Annotated in this window: 1 protein-coding gene; it reads left to right on the plus strand. The window is 72.7% G+C overall.

Going from position 1 to position 2,716, the window contains the following annotated elements; translation table 11 throughout:
* Positions 1–109: 109 nt before the first annotated feature.
* Positions 110–2,716, plus strand: a 2,607-nt coding sequence (locus IH68_RS0148805) for an acyltransferase domain-containing protein (protein ID WP_267883804.1), incomplete at its 3' end; no start/stop codon positions are given.

Consider the following 2,716-nt stretch of genomic DNA (forward strand, 5'->3'; position numbering starts at 1 on the left):
GGCGACGACGCGTTCCGCGCTGGAGCATCGTGCCGTGGTCGTGGCCGCCGACCGGGAGCAGGCCCTGTCTGGTCTGCGGGCAGTGGCCGAGCAGGAGTCCGTGGGGCATGTGGTCACCGGCGCCGCGGTTACCGGGGGCGGTCGTACGGCGTTCCTATTCGCGGGGCAGGGTTCCCAACGGATCGGTATGGGCCGGGAGTTGTACGAGACGTACCCGGTCTTCGCGGAGGCCTTCGACGCCGTCGACGCGGAACTCCCGTTCGCGCTGCGGGAGGTCGTCTTCGGCGAGGACGCCGACCGCCTGAACCGGACCGAGTTCGCCCAGCCCGCCCTGTTCGCGCTCGAAGTGGCGCTGTTCCGGTTGCTGGAGTCCTGGGGAGTTCGTCCGGATGTGCTGGCCGGGCACTCGATCGGTGAGATCGCTGCCGCGCATGTGGCGGGGGTGTGGTCGCTGACGGATGCCTGCCGTCTGGTGGCGGCTCGCGGCCGGTTGATGCAGGCGCTCCCGGCCGGCGGTGCGATGGTCGCCGTGCAGGCGACGGAGGACGAGGTCCTGCCGCTGCTGAACGACCAGGTGGGTCTCGCGGCGGTCAACGGCCCGCGGGCAGTGGTCGTGGCGGGCACCGCGGACGCGGTGGAGGAGGTGGCCGCGCATTTCCGTGCCGAGGGCCGCAAGACCACACCTCTCCGGGTCAGCCACGCCTTCCACTCCCCACTGATGGAGCCGATGCTGGCCGACTTCCGCGCGGTGGCGGAGGGGCTGACGTATGGCGAACCGCAGATGGCTCTCGTCTCCGCACTCACCGGGACGTCCGCGGACCCCGACGAGCTCATGACCCCCGACTACTGGGTGCGGCACGTCCGCCAGGCCGTCCGCTATGGCGACGCCGTGCGCACGCTCGCCGAGCGGGGTGTCTCGCGGTTCGTGGAGCTGGGCCCGGACGGCACACTGACCGCGCTCGCTCAGGGCTGTCTGGACGGGGACAGTGAGGGCGCTCTGCTGCTGCCCTGCCTGCGCAAGGACCGGCCCGAGGCGGAGGCGACGCTGGCCGCGGTCGCCGCGCTGTTCACTCACGGCGGCGAGGTGGACTGGCGCGCGGTCTTCGCCGGGAGCGGAGCACGCACGCTTGAGCTGCCGACGTACGCGTTCCAGCGGAGGAGCTACTGGCCGACCCCGGACGCACAACGGCTCGGCGGCGACATCTCCGCCCTCGGTCTCACGGGCGCCGATCACCCGTTGCTCGGAGCCGCGGTGGCGCCGGCCGACTCCCAAGGCATGGTGTTCACCGGTCGCCTGTCGCTGCAGAGCCATCCGTGGCTGCGGGACCATGTGGTCTCCGGCTCGGTCGTGTTCCCCGGCACCGGCTTCCTGGAACTCGTCCTGCGCGCGGCGGACCAGGTCGGGTGCGACCGGGTGGAGGAACTGACGATCGCGGTTCCGCTGGTGCTCCCCGAGCTCGGTGGTGTGCGGGTCCAGGTGCTGGTGAACGGCCCGGATGAGTCCGGGCGCCGCGGCGTCAGTGTCTTCTCCCGCCCCGACAACGCCTCGGAGGACGAGGCGTGGACCCTCAACGCCATCGGCGCGGTGAGCACCCAGGCGGCCGTTCCACGTCCGGACGGCTCCTTCGAGTTCGACTTCGGTGTGTGGCCGCCGCAAGGGGCGGTGGCGGAACCGGTCGAGGGTGCGTACGAGCGTCTCGGCGGACTGGGGTTGGCGTACGGACCGGTGTTCCAGGGACTGCGTGCGCTGTGGCGGCGCGGTGACGAGGTGTTCGCCGAGGTCGCGCTGCCCGACGCACACGAGGACCTCGCGGAACGTTTCGGGATGCACCCGGCGCTGCTGGACTCCGTCCTGCACGCCGTCCTGCGGGGCGTGTTCGGTACCGACGGGTCGCTCCGGCTGCCGTTCTCGTGGAGCGGGGTGTCGCTGTGGGCCACGGGCGCGCGCGAGCTGAGGGCGCGCGTGGCCCCAGTGGGCGCGGACGCCGTGGCATTGGAATTGGCGGACAGCACCGGCGGCGCGGTGGCCTCCGTGGACTCACTCGTGCTGCGTGAGGCGGTCGGCGGCCTCGGTTCGGCCGACGGAGGGCCTAGGGACGGGCTGTTCCAGGTCGACTGGGTGCGGGTGCCGGCGGACGCCGGACCGGCCCCCGCGGTGGGCGCCGGTCTGCCCGCACCGGACGAGCCCATGGCCGGTGACGTGCTGGTGCGGGTCGAGCGTCCTCTCGCCAGCGATCCGGCGGCCGCCCACGCGGTCGCCACGAGCGTGCTGGAGCTGGCCCGGGAGTGGCTGGCGGAGGAGCGGTTCGAGGGCGCGCGTCTGGTGGTGGTGACCGAGGGGGCTGTGGCGCTCGACGAGCGGGTTGCGGATCCGGCTCTGGCGGCGGTGTGGGGTCTGGCGGTCCCGGAGGCGGAGGCCGAGCTGACGCACGGTCATGTCCGCATTGCGGTGCGGGCCGCGGGCGTGAACTTCCGCGATGTGCTCAACGCGCTCGGCATGTACCCCGGTGACGCGCGGGACTTCGGTCTGGAGGGTGCGGGTGTGGTGACCGGGGTCGGTCCGGGTGTGGCCGGGCTGGCGGTCGGTGACCGGGTGTTGGGGATGTTCTCGGGTGCGTTCGGGCCGGTGGCGGTGGCGGATGCGCGGACGGTGGCCCGGGTTCCTGCGGGGTGGTCGTTCGCGCAGGCGGCGTCGGTGCCGATCGTATTCCTGACC

The sequence above is a fragment of the Streptomyces sp. NRRL S-646 genome (assembly GCF_000720765.1).
Classification (GTDB): domain Bacteria; phylum Actinomycetota; class Actinomycetes; order Streptomycetales; family Streptomycetaceae; genus Streptomyces.